This window comes from Streptomyces sp. NPDC101166, assembly GCF_044768125.1.
Classification (GTDB): Bacteria; Actinomycetota; Actinomycetes; order Streptomycetales; family Streptomycetaceae; genus Streptomyces.
Window position 1 is genome coordinate 277,237 of the sequence record NZ_JBIWPF010000006.1, and the last position, 15,123, is coordinate 292,359.

Genomic DNA, 15,123 nt, shown 5'->3' on the forward strand with positions numbered 1-15,123 from the left:
GGCTGTCAGAACGACGCGGAAGCGACGCACGTCCGCCAACCCCCTGTTCGGAGGTTATACGGCGACGACCGCTCAAGTATGGGGATTACGCGGCAAGTGCGCAGCATTGGAAATCGGCCGCACGACGTCACCGAGGAGGCGGAAAACGAACTTCCGCGAACAGTCGCCTCGCCGGCCCCCTGCAGCGCCACAGAAAGCACACGGCGACTCTCTGACCTCACCGGTGACGAACGGGGAAATGGGTGCGGGCTCCTTTCACGCCGCCCCGTGCCCTCTCACGCGGGCGCCCTCACGCCGGTACCCGGTCCGGCGCCCATCCCGCGACGACCGACACGAGTGTGCGCTCATAGCAGTCGGCGGTCCTGACCCCGGGCGGTTCGTGGCCGGCGAGTTCCAGCGACACGAGCCCGTGCGCCGTGGCCCAGCACGACAGCGCGACGGCCTCGGGGTCGCACTCCGTCGTGAACTGCCCGGCCGCCTGGCCCCGGCGCACCGCGTCGACGAGCGGCTGGTAGGTCTCCAGCACCTCGCCCTCTCGCTCGCCCATCGCCTCGAAGGCGCCGGCGCGGGCGGAGAAGAGGATCGCGTAGAGGTGCGGGTTGGCGACGGCGTACTCGCGGTAGGCGAGACCGAGGCGGATCACGTCGTCGGCCGGGTCGGGTGTCGCCTGCACCGCGCCGAGGCGGGCCGCGAACAGACGGGCCGCCTCCTGGAGCAGGCTGTCGAGCAGCCCTGCCTTGTTGCCGAACAGCGAGTAGACCGCGGTGGTGGAGGTCTTCACGTCCGCCGCGAGCTGCCGCAGGCTCAACGCCGTCGGGCCACGGTCGAAGACCGTGGCGGCCGCTCGGTGAAGCAGGCGCTGACGGAGGGCTTCGTCATGTGTCTTTGGCCTGGCCATCATCCCTCAACGTTATCGCAACACTGTTTTCAATGATTCCGTCAGAGCATGTCAGGCCGCTGTCAGCTTTGCCGCTCCGCTGCCGCGCTCGACGTCAGCAATTTTTTTCGGACGATCTGCGCAGGTCACAGGCGCTGTTTTGAAGATCGTCGGGTTAGACACTGTCCAACAGGGCTGGAGGGCGCGATAAAAACGGTGTTACGTTTGCCGCCGGCGCCAGATCCGGGCCGCCGTCTGCGGCACGCTCGTGAACGATCTAGGGAGACCCATGTTTGAGGGGTTGGGGCGTTTCATTCACCGGGGGCGGAAGCCTCTGTTAGCTCTGACGTTGCTGTTCGCCGTCCTGGCCGGCGCCTACGGCGTGGGCGTCTTCGGCGACATGAAGCCGGGCGGGTTCGAGGACCCGGGCTCGGAGAGCCGCACGGCGGCGCGGCTGGCCGAACAGGCCTTCCCGCAGCGGGCGCCCGACGCCGTGGTCGTCTACCGCGACGACACGCGCACGGTCGACGACCCGTCGTTCAAGGCCGCTGTCGTCAAGAGCCTCGAGGCGCTGCCGAAGTCCGAGGTCACCGGCTTCGCGCACTTCTGGATGACGAACATGCCGCAGCAGGTGAGCCGGGACCGGCACGCCACCTACGTGGCGATGAACCTCGCGGGCAGCGACGACAACGGCAAGGAGGAGGCGTACAAGGCGGTCAAGGACAAGCTCGACGTCCCGGGCCTGACGACCCTGCGCGGCGGACCGGTCCCCACCGGGCACCAGGCCGGCGACGAGATCGGCAAGGATCTCGGCATGGCCGAGGGACTGTCGTTCCCGGTGCTGTTCGTGCTGCTGGTGGTCGTCTTCGGCGGCCTGGCCGCGGCCAGTCTGCCGCTCGTCGTCGGCGGTCTGTCCATCATCGGCTCCATGGCCGTGCTGCGGGTGATCGCTCAGGTCACCGATGTCTCGGTGTTCGCCATGAGTCTGGTGACGGTGCTCGGCCTCGCCGTGGCCATCGACTACGGCCTGCTGATCGTGAGCCGCTACCGCGAGGAGCTGGAGCGCGGCCACACCGGCGAGGAAGCCCTCGCGCGCACCGTGGCCACCGCCGGGCGCACCGTGGTCATCTCCGGCATCACGGTCGCGGTGGCGCTGGCCGGCATGACCTTCTTCCCGTTCGGCTTCCTGAAGTCCATGGCGTACGGCGGTGTCGCCGCAGTCGTCCTGTCGGTGTTCTTCTCGCTGATCGCACTGCCCGCCGCGCTCGCGGTGCTCGGCCCCAAGGTCAACGCCCTGTCGCTGCGCCGGAGGAAGCCCGCCGCGCCGGCCGGACGGACCGCCGGGGCGGGTGGCCAGGGCGCCTGGTACCGGCTGGCGCACGGCCTGATGCGCCGTCCGGCCGCGGTGGGCCTGGGCACGCTGGTCGTCCTCGTGGCGCTCGCGCTGCCGGCCCTGCGGATCGAGTTCGGCGCAAACGACGCGCGCCAGCTGCCCGACAGCGCCGAGGGGCGCAAGGTGCACAACACGATGGAGCGCGACTTCGACGGCGACGCCGTCAAGTCGATCGACGCGCTGCTCACGCTCAAGGGTGACGCGGCCTCCCCGCAGCAGGGCGCCGCGGTCCAGGCCTACGCCGGGCGTCTGGGCGCCACGGAGGGCGCGAAGGGCGCGGAGATCACCGGGGCCACGGGCACGACAGCCCGGGTGTCGGTGACGTTCGAGGGCACCGCGGTCTCCCCGGAGGCCCGCGACCTGGTGAACCGTCTCAAGGGCGTCACCCCGCCACCGGGCGCGAAGGTGTACTTCGGCGGTGAGACCGCGGTGTTCGACGACACGCTGGACGCGCTCGGCAGGACCCTGCCGTGGATGCTGCTCTACATCGCGGTGGCGACATACCTGCTGCTGTTCCTGTCGTTCGGTTCGGTGCTGCTGCCGCTGAAGGCGATCGCGATGAACCTGCTGTCGCTGTCGGCGACCTTCGGCGTACTGGTGTGGATCTTCCAGGACGGGCATCTCGAGGACCTGCTGGGCTTCACCCCGACGGGCAACATCGAGCCCAACATGCCGATCATGCTGTTCGCGCTGATCTTCGGGCTCTCCATGGACTACGAGGTGTTCCTGGTGTCCCGGATCCGCGAGCAGTACGACATCCTGGGCGACCCCACGGCCGCCGTGGCCACCGGCCTGCAGAGCATCGGGCGGCTGATCGCGAGCGCCGCACTGCTGATGATCGTGCCGCTCGCGGCGATGGCGACCAGCGGCGTGCTGACCATGAAGCTGTTCGGCGTCGGCATGGTGTTCGCGATCCTGCTGGACGTGGCCGTGGTCCGCATCCTGCTGGTGCCGGCCGTCATGAAGCTCATGGGCAGGGCGGGCTGGTGGGCCCCGGGCCCGCTGGCCCGGTTCTACTCCCGGTACGGCATCAAGGAGACGGACGCGGCGCCCGAAGCGCCTCGACCCGTCACCGTCGCGGGCTGAACGCCTCCCCCCGGGGGCCGAAGTGCCGTATCCCCCGCGGCACTTCGGCCCCGCTTCACATCCGCGTCCGACCTTTGTCCCGCCCGCCGGTGCTTGACGCGCCGTGTCGGGCTTCCGCTACAGTCGTCACCACTGTTAGACACCGTCTAACAGCTGTCCAAGCCAAGGACCTGGAGGACCCGATGGCCGCGGAAAAGGCCGCACTTGGCGCGATTCTCCGCCCGATCAAGGGCAGGCTGCGGTGGGCGGTCGCGGCGCAGGCCGTCTCGGCCGCCGCCGGCGTCGTGCCCTTCATCGCCATCGCCGAACTCGGCCGGATACTGCTCGACGACGGGCCCGACCGCGACAGCGACGCCTGGACCGTCACCGCGATCGGCGCGGGCGCCCTGCTGGTGCGTCTGGTCTTCCTGCTGGCGTCGGGCGCCGTCTCCCACTTCGCCGACAACGAGCTCCAGCTGCACATCCGGCGCGGGCTGGTCGACCGTCTCGGCCGGGTGCCGCTGGGCTGGTTCTCGTCCCGCAACTCCGGCCAGGTGAAGAAGGCCGTCCAGGACGACGTGGAGGCGATGCACCATCTGATCGCACACTCCCTGCTCGACATGACCGCCGCGACCGTCGTCCCGGTCACCTCGCTCGCCTACCTCTTCTGGGTGGACTGGCGGATGACGCTGGTGACGCTCGCGCCGCTGATCGTCGGCATGTCGCTGTACAGCGCCACCATGGCCCAGATGTCCAAGCACCTGCCCGAGTACGACCGGGCGATGGGCCGCATCAACGGCAGCGCCGTGGAGTTCGTGCAGGGCATCGCGGTCGTCAAGACCTTCGGCCAGACCCGGCGCGCGCACCGCGAGTTCGCCGAGGCGGCCGACGACTTCTCCACGTTCTTCCGCTCCTGGGTGCGCTCGACGCACGGCTCCAAGGCCGCCGCCGAGATGGTGCTGTCGCCGATCGCGGGGCTCGTGGCCACGCTCGTCGGCGGCGCGCTGTTCGTCACCCGGGGCTGGCTCGACGCCGTGGACGTGCTGCCGTTCGCCCTCCTCGGCGTCGGGCTGACCGCGCCGATCCTCTCGCTGTTCTACGCGAGTTACGACCTGCGCATCGCCAAGGGCGCCGCCGAGCGGGTCACCGGGCTGCTCGCCACCGAGGAGCTCCCGGTGCCCGCGGATCCGCGCGTCCCGGTCGACAACCACGTGAGCTACCAGGGCGTGCGCTTCAGCTACGACGGCAAACAGGACGCCGTCGCCGGCGTCGACCTGGAGCTGGAGCCGGGCACGGTCACCGCGCTGGTCGGCCCGTCCGGCTCGGGCAAGAGCACCCTGGCCACGCTGCTGCCCCGGTTCGGGGACGTGGCGGACGGCGCGATCCGCATCGGCGGCGTCGACATCAGGGACATGCCGCTCGAAGACCTGTACCGCCGGGTCGCGTTCGTCTTCCAGGACGTGCGGCTGACCCGCGACACCGTCGCGAACAACATCCGCATGGCCCGGCCCGACGCGTCGCTCGACGCGGTGCGCGCCGCGGCACGGGCGGCCTGCGTCGACGACGTGATCGAGGCGCTGCCGCGCGGTTACGACTCGGTGGTCGGGCAGGACGCGCGACTGTCCGGCGGTCAGGCGCAGCGCGTCTCGATCGCCCGCGCGCTGCTCGCGGACACGCCGGTGATCGTCCTCGACGAGGCCGCCGCCCACGCGGACCCGCACTCCGAGGCCGCGGTGCAGGACGCCCTGTCCGAGCTGACCCGGGGCAAGATCGTGCTGGTGATCGCGCACCGCCTGTCCAGCGTCGTCGGCGCCGACCAGATCGCGGTGCTGGAGGACGGCCGGATCGTCGAGCGGGGCCGGCACGGGGAACTGCTCGCCGCGGGCGGCCGGTACGCCCGGATGTGGCAGGCCCACGAGCGTACGGCCCGGTGGCAGCCGCACGGGCCGGCGCCCCAGCCTTCACCCGGGCCTGGCGCCCCCGTCCCACCGGACGTCACGACCGCATCCGGCGTCACGACGGCATCCCCCGCCGGCGCCGCGAGCGTCGCGAGCACCGCGACAGGAGGCAAGAGCTGATGATCCGTCAACTCATCGACGTGGTGGGCCCGGAGCACGCGCGTCCGCTGCGCAGGATGGTCGCCGGCCTGGTCGTGGGCGCGGTGCTCCAGGGCATCGCCTTCGCCCTGCTGGTCCCGGTCCTCGAAGCACTCCTCGGCTCGGACCCGGACGAGGTGTGGCCCTGGATCTGGGCGATGCTCGGGGTGTCGCTGCTGTACTGCGTGGCGTACTACGACAGCATGCGCACCGGGTTCGACGCGGGTGCGGCGCTCTCCCGGAGTCTGCACCACCGCATCGGCGACCAGGTGGCCTCGCTGCCCCTGGGCTGGTTCGCCCCGGAGCGGGTGGGACAGCTCGGGCAGCTCGCCACCAAGAGCGTCATGGACATCATGGGCGTGCCGGCGCATCTGCTGCGCCCCCTGGTCACCAGCTATGTGACGCCCGTGACGGTGGTCGCGCTGATGTACGCCTTCGACTGGCGGCTCGCGCTCGCGGCCACGCTCACCGTGCCGGCGATCGTCGCCGTCTACCGGTGGAGCACCCGGCTGACCCGCGCCGCCGACGAGGTCCGCACCGCCGCGCACGCCGAGACCGGCGGCCGGGTGGTCGAGTTCGCCCAGCTCCAGCCGGTGCTGAGGGTGTTCGGTCGCTCCGGAGCGCACGAGGGCTCCCGGCTCGACGACGCGCTGCGCACCCAGACCGAGGCGTCCCGCCGGTCCCTGGTGACCGGGGTGCCGGGGCTGATCGGTTTCGCGCTGGTGATCCAGGCGGCGTTCACCGTCATCCTGGTCACCGGCACCTATCTGGCGCTCGACGGCAGCCTGGGGGTGGCCAAGCTGCTGGCGGTCCTGGTGCTCGCGGTGCGCTTCACCGAGCCGATCACCGAGACCGCCGTGCTCGGCTCGACCCTGCGCACGGCCCGCTCGGCGCTCGACCGGGTCGCCGACCTGCTGGCGCAGCCCGTGCTCCCGCAGTCCGACGACCCGCACGTCCCCGACGGCAACGACGTGGAGTTCCGCGGCGTCGGCTTCGGCTACGACGGCAAGCCGGTGCTTCACGACGTGGACCTGACCCTGGCCGAGGGCACGATGACCGCGCTCGTCGGGCCGTCCGGTTCCGGCAAGACCACGATCGGCAAGCTGATCCCGCGGTTCTGGGACGTGGACACGGGAGTGGTGCGCGTGGGCGGGGTGGATGTGCGGGACATCGAACCGGAAGTGCTGATGTCCCGCGTCTCGGTGGTGTTCCAGGACGTGTACCTCTTCGAGGGCACCATCGCGGACAACATCCGCGTCGGGCGTCCTTCGGCGAGCGATGACGAGGTCCGTCAGGCCGCACGACTCGCCCGGGTCGAGGAGATCGTGCACCGGCTGCCCGACGGCTGGGACACAAAGGTCGGCGAGGGCGGCGCACTGCTCTCCGGCGGGGAACGCCAGCGGGTGTCCATCGCCCGCGCCATCCTCAAGGACGCGCCGATCGTGCTGCTCGACGAGGCCACCGCCTCGCTCGACCCGGAGAACGAGCAGGCGGTTCAGGACGCGCTGAGCGCCCTCACCACGGGGCGCACGCTGCTCGTCATCGCCCACCGGCTGCAGACCGTGGCGGCCGCCGACCAGATTCTCTTCCTCGACGAGGGCCGGATCGTCGAGAGCGGCACGCACGAGCGGCTCGTCGCCGCGGGCGGCCGATACGCGTCGTTCTGGTCCGGGCGGAACAAGGCCGAGGGATGGCGACTCGTCCGGGAGAACGCCTGACGGCCCGTCACTCCAGCATCAGCAATTTCGCCATTCAACGAAATGGTTCAGCCAGCGCCGGGCGGCCACTCGACCGACAGCAATGAATTGCCGGTCGAAGTTGCCGCCCGAGGCGTGAAGATCGGTTCCGACTCACCGCACCACCAGGCACTTCAATAGTTCAGCCGCTCGTCGGTCGCATTCCAGATTCACTGGCGTCAAGTCGCCCTACACTCATTCTTGACCGAAAGTGGAACGACCTTGCCGACCGACGGGTTTCGGACATTGATCAGTACGTGTTGACATATTCGAGCGGGGGTTTGAAACGGATGTCAACGGAGAGTTCATTTCACTGGCCGATAACCGCGCGTGAAAACGAACTGCACGGCATCAGATCAGCGGTCGGCCGAGGCGGCGGCGCGTTGCTCGTGGGTCCCACGGGCGTCGGAAAGAGCCGCCTGTTCTCCGCCGCGCTCCAGGGCGCGGCCGACGAGGGCAGGATGGTCCTCTCGGTCGGCGGAGCGAGCTGGATCAGCGGGACCAGGGCGCGCGGCTTCGGCTCGCTCGCCGAGTGCCTGGAGTCCCTGGACCCGGGCAGGCCGGGGGGCGGCGCGGCCGACCGCCCGCTCGTGGGCGTCGACGACGCGCATCTGGTCGACGCCGCCGCCGGCGACCGACTGCACCGCCTGGTCGCCGCCGGGCGGATCAGCGTCCTCGCCACCGTCCGGCAGGACGCCTCCGCGCCGGCCGGGATCGACAAGCTCTGGGTCGAGCGGCTCGTCGAGCACATGGACGTGGCTCCCTTCGACAGCACGGCGCTGGGCACCGTGCTGCACGCCCGGCTCGGCGGCCACATCGACACCTCGACCCTGGAACGGCTGTGGGCCGCCACCCACGGCAACGCCCTGATGCTGCGCGAACTCGTCGAGCACGCCCTGGAGGACGAGTCCCTGACCTGCGTCAACGGCACCTGGCGGTGGCTGGGGCTGACCGAGCGTCCCGGCAAGCGGCTCTCGGACGTCATCCGGGTCGGCCTGCGCGACCTCAGCCACGACGAGCACGAACTGGTGCACATGCTCGCCGTCGCCGAGCCGCTGGAGGCGGAGATCGTCACCTCCTTCGGTCTCGCCAAGGCGGCCGAGTCGCTGGACCTGCGCGGCATCATCAGCGTCGAACGCACTCGCGCCCGCGTCCGGTTACGACTCGCCGTCCCGCTCAGCCGGGTCGTCGTGGCGTCCCGGATGTCCGACCTCACCGCACAGCGGCTGCGCCGTCAGGTCGCCGACGCCCTCGAGCGCACCGGCGCCCGCCGCGAGGACGACGTCCTGCGCATCGTCTCCCTGCGTATGGAGGCGGGACTCGTGCCCGGGCGCGAACAACTGCTCACCGCGGCCCGCACCGCGATCCGGCGCAAGGACCACCCCCTCGCGGAGCGCCTGTGCCTGCTCGCGCTGCGCGACTCCCCCTCCGACGTGGAGACCTCGCTGTACGACCCGGTCCCGCAGTCGGCCCGCTACGGGGCGGGTCTTCGTCGCGTGGTGACGCGCGTTGCGCGCGACCCGGAGAACGCCGTGGACTGCGTCCGGGCGGCCCTGCTGCTCGGGCAGGTCCTCGTCGGCAAGGGCCATCACGAGGACGCCGAGACGGTCCTGGCCACGGCGCTGGAGTCGGGCGTCGAGGTACCGCTTCACGAGTACGTCGTCGCCGCGCACACCCGGGTGATGAACCTGGCCTGGAGCCTGCGGCGCGTCGGCGACGCCGGAGCCGTGCTGGCCGACGCCATCACCGCGGTCGGCGCCGAACGGGCCGGGATGCTGCACGCCACCCGGGCCATGATCGCCGTACTGTCGGACCGCCTGCACGACGCGGTCGCCATCGGGGACTCGGTGCTGCACGACGAGTCGGCGGAAGTGCCCGTCACCCAGGCGCTGCTGCCGACGGTGACGTTCGCACGGACCGAACTCGGCGATCCGGCAGGTGCGTTGGCGGTCCTGGACCGCTACCGGGAGGTCTCCCTGGACTGGGACACCGACGCCCTGCTCCTCGCCAACGCCGTCTCCGCCCGCTGCTCCTACCTTCTCGGCAACCTCCGCGGCGCCGCCGAGGCGCTCGACGCCATCCACCGCGACGCCGCAGACCGCCGGCCGGTGCTCATGCAGAGCGTCCTCGACCGCGCCCGGCTGCTGCGACTGCTGGGGCAGCCCGAGCACGCGGTCGTCCTGCTGCGGCAGTCGATCGCCGTGGAGACCGTCCACGAGTTCCCCGCGACCAAGGCCTGGCCACTGGCCCAACTGGCGGGCGCACTCGCCGAATCGGGCCGCCAGGCGGAGGCGCTGCGCACCCTGGTCGAGGTCCGCTCGGTGCGCAGCGAGATCCTCTCCTCCCCCATCGCGGAGGACGAGATCGAGTACGAGAGCGCACTCGTCCTCGCCCACACCGGCGACCACTCCGGCGCCGTCGCACAGGCCCTGGAGGTCGCCGAGCGGGCCGCCGGCGCGGGCCGTACGGTCCGGGCGGTGTTCGCGCTGCACCTCGCGGCGCGCATCACGGACGGCGCCGCGTTCCGGTTCCGCGACCAGGCCCTGCTGCTGTCGGCCCGCACCACCGGCGGCATCGTACGCGTGGTCGCCGACCACATCCGGGCGCTCGCCGACGCCGACGGCAACGCGCTGATGGCGGTGTCCGCGCAGTTCCGCGAGATGGGCGCGCTGCCGCTCGCGGCGGAGGCCGCCGCCCAGGCGGTCCGGGCCCTGCGGGCCTCGGGCCAGCGCCGTAAGGGCCGGGAGGCATGGGCCTCCTGCCGGGACCTGCTGCGCGGATGCGACGCCGGGCTGCCGCCGTGGCTGGACCGGGAGAGCAACCAGGAGCGGGACGTCGCGCCGCTCACGCCACGCGAGCGGGAGGTCGCCGCGCTCGCCGCCATCGGACTGTCCAACCGGGACATCGCCGACCGGCTGGTGGTCTCGGTGCGCACGGTCGAGAACCATCTGCACCGGATCTACCACAAGCTCGGCATCACGGCCCGCAGCGATCTGGAACGCGGCCTGGAGACGGTGATCGCCCGCGCGGAGGGGCGGACGGAAGGCACGCCCCTGACGGCGCCGCTGCAGCTGATGGCGGCGGGAGCGGAACGGGTCGCCTGACGCGTCCGAGGGCGGTGCCCCGCGAGGGAGTTCCTCGCGGGGCACCGCCCTCACCCGTCGCCGCTCACCGCCCGGGGGCGGGCGGCGGGGCCTGGTCCGGGGCCGGCAGCACTCCCCGGCGCACGAAGTAGTCCACGTAGGCGGCGAACACCTCGTCGTCGATGGCCGGGCAGCTCACGCCGGCGCCCTTCAGCCGCTCCCGGGTGATCTCGTCGGAGAACTCCGCCAGTTCGGTCTTCTCCGTGTCCACCAGGACCCGCATCAACGGCACCATGGAGTTGTTGACGTCCGCCGAGACGGCCTTCATCCACCGCAGGGTGCTCAGCTCGGTCAGCTCGTACCCGGCGCCCCGCAACAGCCGCAGCAGGTCCTCCGCGTCCAGCGAACCGGGGCTCACCTGGTGGTAGACCCCGCCGAGCGCCTGCGGGTCCCGGGAGAGAGCGACGACGGCCCGGCTGACGTAGTCGATCGGGACCATGTTCATCCGCAGCCGGAACCTGCGCGGGTAGCAGCCGGCCTGGATGGAGCCCTTCATGAACCGCCACACGAAATCGTTCGGCTGGCAGGCGCCGGTGCGCGAGTCACCCCAGACCTGCCCGGGTCGGTGGATCGTCACCGGCACGCCACGGCGCCGGGCCTCCAGTACCAGCTGCTCGGCCACCCACTTGCTCTTGGTGTAGCCGAGCGCCAGGTCCTCCGGCGGCCCGGTCGGGTCGAGCTCGCCGCGTGGCACGCCGTCCTCGGCGGGCAGGAACACGCCTGTGGTGGACACGTGGTGGAGCGTGGCGCGGGCCGTGCCGGCGAACCGCAGTATCTCGTGGGTCGCGTCGACGACGGCCCGGCGCAGCCACTTGTAGACGGTGAGGAAGTTGACCTTGGCGGCTGAGTGGTACACCGCGTCGACGCGGCCGGCCAGCTCCGCGTACACGGTGTCGGCCATGCCGAGGCGGGGCTTGGCCACGTCCCCGTTGTGCACCCGGACCCGACTCAGGTCCAGGCCGTCCAGCAGCTCGTACCCGCGCAGGTTCTCCTTCAGCCGCGCGAGGCCCGTGGCCGGGTCCGGGCCGCGCACCAGGCAGTGCACGACGAGGCCGTGCGCCAGCAGGTCCCGCAGCAGGAATGCCCCGAGGAAACCGGTCGCGCCGGTGAGCAGCACCTCGGACACCTCGTGCGGTTGCGGTGCCTCGAAACCGGTGATGTCCTCGGCCAGCACGATGTCGGCGGCGAACTCCTCGGCGACTCCTTTGAGCGTCGTCGAAGTCATGGCGTGTGTGGGTTCCTTCCTGATGGGGTTCCCGCTCACGGCGGGGCCGCGGGCTGGACGGCAGGTCTCGACGGGCGGGGCTTGACGGCAGAAGGCTCGACGGCGGAGCCGGGTGACGGTTCTCGACCGCGGAACCCGGCCTCGGGCACCGGCCGCGCCCCGCGACTTCGGGCAGCAGTTCTTGCGGTGGCTTTCGGCGGTGTGTCCGGGTGGCGGCCCCGGACTACGGTGCCTGGGGCCAGGCCAAGGCCGCCGGCCTCGGCGGCAGGTATCGGTGGCAGTTCGGGTGACGGTTCCGGCGGCGCAGTTGGGGCGCGCGGTCCGGGACGGATCTCGGCAGCCGGTCCGGGTCCCCCCGGTCGCGACGGCGGATCGCCGTCGCCGGCCCCTGCCGCAGGGCGCGGCAGACCTCCGCGGGCCCCGCGGGCCCCGCGGGCCGGACGCCGGTTCCGGCCGCAGACCCCGGCCCCGGGCCCCGCCGACGGCTCAGGCCGTGGCGGCCTTCGCTGTCGTCTCGCCGAGCAGCGAGAGCGCTTCCTCGACGTCCTGGCCGGTGGCGACGATCGGCGGTAGCAGGCGGATCGTGGTGGGCCGGCTGATGCACGGAGAGACGACGAGACCGGCCTGCGCCAGCCCGGTCAGGACGTCGCCCGCCATCTCCGGCGAGCGGTAGTCCATGCCCCACAGCAGCCCACGGCCCCGCACCTCGACGAGCGCGTCCGGGTAGCGGCCGCGCAGGTCGGCCAGACCGCGCTCCATCGCCACAGCGATCCTGGCCCCGTTGTCCGCCTGCCGCTCGATGGCGTCGAGGGCCGCCGGGACCACCGCGGTGCCCAGCGGATGGCCGCTGAAGGTGGCGGTGTGCAGCAGCGGGTCGGACAGCAGCGGCGCGTAGAGCCGGTCGTTGCAGACCGCCGCCGAGACGGGCACGATCCCTCCGCCGAGCGGCTTGCCGAGCAGTACGCCGTCCACCGGCAGCCCCGCGGCCAGCGCGACCGAGCGGGGGCCGCAGCGGCGCAGGCCGACCTGGATCTCGTCGGCGATGACCAGCGCGCCGTGCGCGTGGGCGTCCTCGCACCACCGCGCGAGCACGCTCTCGTCCAGCAGCCGCACGCCGTTCTCGGCCTGCACCGGCTCGAAGACCACGGCCGCCACGTCCTGCTCCCGGACGACCTTCGCCACCGCCTCCGGATCGTCCGGCGCGACGTGCACGACCCCTTGGAGGAGCGGCTCGACGCCCTTCTTGAAGCGGGGGTTGTCGGTCAGCGCGAGTGCGCCGAGGGTCTTGCCGTGGAAGGCGCCCCGGACGGCGATCACCGTCGTGCGGCCCGTGGCCATCCGGGCGAGCTTGACGGACACCTCCACGGCGTCCGCCCCGCCGCAGCCGAAGAACACCCGGTCCAGCCCACCCCCGAGGTACCCGGCGAGGGCCTCGGCGGCCAGCGGCGGCACCGGGCTCTGCACGGTCCTCGTCGAGGTGGGCATCACGTCCAGCTGGGCACGGGCCGCGGCCAGGACCTCGGGGTGGCGATGCCCGAGGAGGGCGACCGCGTAACTGCCGAAGTCCAGCATGGTCCGGCCGTCCGACAGGGTCACCCGGCTGCCCTCAGCGGCCGCCTCGACGGCGCCCTGTCCGGTGAACTTCCCGGCGACGGCGAGCGCGGGCGAGAAGTGACGCTTCACGCGCCGGAAGGTCTCCCTGGCGCTACGCGCGGCGTCTTGCGTGGTGTTTCGCGCGGCACTTCGCACGGCGTCCGCCGTTTGCTGCTCACTCATGTTCCTCCGCCCCCTCTCACGCGCTCTGGTCGATGATTTCCTGCTGGTAGCCCTCGAGGGCCTTCGCCACCGCGGGGTGGATCATCTCCTCCACCATGGGCAGACCGATGTCGAATTCCACGTTGAGTTCCAGGGCCGTCCCCGCCTCGTCCTCGTGGATCTGCCAGTAGCCCTCGTAATGGGCGAGGTCGCCCTCGGTCTGACGGAACTCCCAGCGCCGCCGCATCGGGTCGAGGACGTCCTCCTGGTCCCACTCCATCTCGGAGCCCTTGAGCTCGACGATCCAGCTGCTGGAGCGGCGGTCCCCGTCCTCGCCGGTGACCGTCACCTCGTTGACGCCCTCCATGAAACCGGGGAACGCCTCGATGTCCCGCAACACCTTCCACACCTGTTCCGGTGTTCCGGCGCCCCTGCGCGTGGTGTGCAGTACGGCCATGGAAATCTTCCTCTCGAAAAAACACTGGATACGGGTAGGGATGCGGCGCACATGCGAAACGCGGACAACCGCTTTGCGGCGCACCGCAGTTTAGGATCGGAAAAGTGGGCCGGGGCCCGCCCGGCGCCCACACCTGACACGGAATTGACAGCCTGACGGACATTTGGGTCCCCGGCGTCCTCAGGTCAGGCGGAATCCCTGCTCCGGCTCAGGGCACGCGCCTCCACGAGAGCCATCAACCGATGTACTTCCGAGCGGAGTTCGTCCTGCTGCGAGGTCAGCTCCTCCACCCGCCGACGCAGGCGCAGCAGTTCGTGACCGGGCGCGCGCTCGCCGAGCGCACCGTCGCCGACGGTGCGCTCGGTGACCGGACGCTCCGCTTCAGGGTGCCCGGCCGCCCGCCCGTGCGCCGCGTCGTTGAGCAGGCGTACGTTGCCGGGCCGACCGGCGGGGGCGCCGCCGCCTCCCTCCACGGTCCGCCGGCGGCGCGCCAGGTCGTTCACCGCCTGCGCCTCGCTGTGCCGCCCGCAGCGCTGCAACGCGAGCACGAGCTGATCGCGGAACCTCTTGCGGAACGGATGGGCGGCCACCAACTCCTGCAGTTCGTCGACGGCTTGCCGGTGCTGCCCCAGGCTCAGCGAGGCCTCGCACAGGTCTTCGGTCGCCAGCAGCCGCTCCTCCTCCAGCCGGGCCGCGGGCGCCGCGCACAACCGGCCGTGCGCGGCCCCCTCCAGCGCACGGCCCCGCCACAGGTCCAGCGCCCGGCGCAGCAGAACGGACGCGGTGCGCGGATCGGACCCCAACTGCCTTTGCGCGCGGGCGACCTGAAGCCGGAACTGCACGCTGTCCAGCTCCTCGGGACGAGCCTGCAGCAGATAGCCCTGGCCACGCGCCACCAGCCGCGGACAGCTCGCACGTGCCGGCTCCGCCTCGATCAGCTGCTGGCGCAACCGCGAGACGTGGGCCTGCAGCGCGTTCCCCGCCTTGTCGGGCGCGTTGTTGCCCCACAGCTCGAAGATGAGTTCGTCGGTCGGCACCGGTGCCCCCGTACGCACCAGCAACGCGCCGAGCAGCACCCGCTGCTTGGGACTCGTCAGCTGGACGCTCCGCTGCTTGACGTCGTCGTGGATCCCAGGGGGTCCCAGTACCCGGAACTGCATCAGAAACCTCCACACGTCGTCGCGGCCACGAACCGCACGGCGTATCGAGGTGATCACGGACGGATGCCCGGCCACATGAGTACTCAGGTACTCCAAACCTCCGTCGACGCCAGTGGCGTCGGTCACACCGCCCGGCCCCCGCGACGGCCCTCTGGGCGGCGAACCGGCGGAAGCTGAGTGTCCGTTACTCAGGCCCACTCATGACCGCCGTGGTCG

Annotated in this window: 9 protein-coding genes; 4 read left to right on the forward strand and 5 right to left on the reverse strand. The window is 71.5% G+C overall.

The genetic code is table 11. The features are described 5' to 3' along the window. Positions 1 to 289: 289 nt before the first annotated feature. On the reverse strand, positions 290 to 901 hold the full coding sequence (locus tag ACIRS4_RS13990) for a TetR/AcrR family transcriptional regulator (RefSeq protein WP_404194565.1): 612 nt from the start codon (positions 899 to 901) through the stop codon (positions 290 to 292). 325 nt (positions 902 to 1,226) lie between these two features. Here ACIRS4_RS13990 and ACIRS4_RS13995 point away from each other — a divergent pair, with 325 nt between their 5' ends. The 4 genes from ACIRS4_RS13995 to ACIRS4_RS14010 all read left to right on the forward strand — a co-directional run bounded on the left by ACIRS4_RS13995 (position 1,227) and on the right by ACIRS4_RS14010 (position 10,271). Next, a complete protein-coding gene (locus ACIRS4_RS13995; RefSeq protein ID WP_404194568.1) occupies positions 1,227 to 3,356 on the forward strand; it encodes an MMPL family transporter in 2,130 nt (709 codons plus the stop codon). Positions 3,357 to 3,538: 182 nt separating this feature from the next. Further along, positions 3,539 to 5,413: an ABC transporter ATP-binding protein gene (locus ACIRS4_RS14000; protein WP_404194570.1), complete on the forward strand. Its 1,875-nt coding sequence runs from the start codon at positions 3,539 to 3,541 to the stop codon at positions 5,411 to 5,413. After that, the gene (locus ACIRS4_RS14005) at positions 5,413 to 7,149 is read left to right on the forward strand and encodes an ABC transporter ATP-binding protein (protein WP_404194573.1); all 1,737 of its coding nucleotides are present in this window, start codon (positions 5,413 to 5,415) and stop codon (positions 7,147 to 7,149) included. Before ACIRS4_RS14000 ends, ACIRS4_RS14005 begins: the two co-directional genes overlap by 1 nt. Before the next feature lie 407 nt (positions 7,150 to 7,556). Next, a complete protein-coding gene (locus ACIRS4_RS14010; RefSeq protein ID WP_404194741.1) occupies positions 7,557 to 10,271 on the forward strand; it encodes a LuxR C-terminal-related transcriptional regulator in 2,715 nt (904 codons plus the stop codon). A gap of 64 nt (positions 10,272 to 10,335) precedes the next feature. Here ACIRS4_RS14010 and ACIRS4_RS14015 read toward each other — a convergent pair whose 3' ends face one another. The 4 genes from ACIRS4_RS14015 to ACIRS4_RS14030 form a co-directional block, all read right to left on the reverse strand. Continuing rightward, complete coding sequence (locus ACIRS4_RS14015) at positions 10,336 to 11,535, reverse strand: thioester reductase domain-containing protein (protein ID WP_404194576.1); 1,200 nt, start codon at positions 11,533 to 11,535, stop codon at positions 10,336 to 10,338. 486 nt (positions 11,536 to 12,021) lie between these two features. Next, on the reverse strand, positions 12,022 to 13,218 hold the full coding sequence (locus ACIRS4_RS14020; RefSeq protein ID WP_404194578.1) for an aspartate aminotransferase family protein: 1,197 nt from the start codon (positions 13,216 to 13,218) through the stop codon (positions 12,022 to 12,024). Between the two features lie 109 nt (positions 13,219 to 13,327). Then, the gene (locus tag ACIRS4_RS14025; RefSeq protein WP_404194580.1) at positions 13,328 to 13,747 is read right to left on the reverse strand and encodes a type II toxin-antitoxin system RatA family toxin; all 420 of its coding nucleotides are present in this window, start codon (positions 13,745 to 13,747) and stop codon (positions 13,328 to 13,330) included. A gap of 185 nt (positions 13,748 to 13,932) precedes the next feature. Then, positions 13,933 to 14,907, reverse strand: a complete 975-nt coding sequence (locus tag ACIRS4_RS14030) for a BTAD domain-containing putative transcriptional regulator (protein ID WP_404194583.1) — start codon at positions 14,905 to 14,907, stop codon at positions 13,933 to 13,935. Positions 14,908 to 15,123: the final 216 nt, after the last annotated feature.